Source organism: Bradyrhizobium sp. Kon10, from assembly GCF_055807395.1.
The window spans coordinates 1-326 of the sequence record NZ_JBVVOZ010000165.1 but is presented as its reverse complement, the minus strand read 5'-3'; the positions used below and the strand labels follow the sequence as shown (position 1 = coordinate 326).

Sequence of the window (326 nt, the reverse complement as noted above, 5' to 3'; positions counted from 1 at the left end):
GATCATCCACCCTGCCGCCCGCGCCGACGAGATCGGCGTTGCAGAGCGCGAGCTCTCGCAGATGCAGGAGCGGCTGCAAAAGATGCTCTCCGAGCAGAAACATCTCGCCGACCTTGGCCTCGCCGAGCGCCAGCATCTTTTGCGGGGTGTCGGCGACCTTGAACAGCGCCCGCGTGGCTTTGTTGACGCCGACATCGGTCGCCTGTGCCGAAATCACCACAGCCACCAGCAGCGTGAAGGCGTTGATGTGTTCGAGCTCGCCCTTCGGCTCGGGCCGCTGAACGGAAAAGCGTCGGAAAATCTCGTGCACCTCGGCCGGGCTGTAG

General features: G+C 64.1%; 1 protein-coding gene. It reads right to left on the bottom strand.

Features of this window, described 5'->3' with window-relative positions:
• Nucleotides 1-326: endonuclease III domain-containing protein (locus AC0L2O_RS36550; RefSeq protein ID WP_473373171.1), on the bottom strand; the 326-nt coding region annotated here is incomplete at both ends.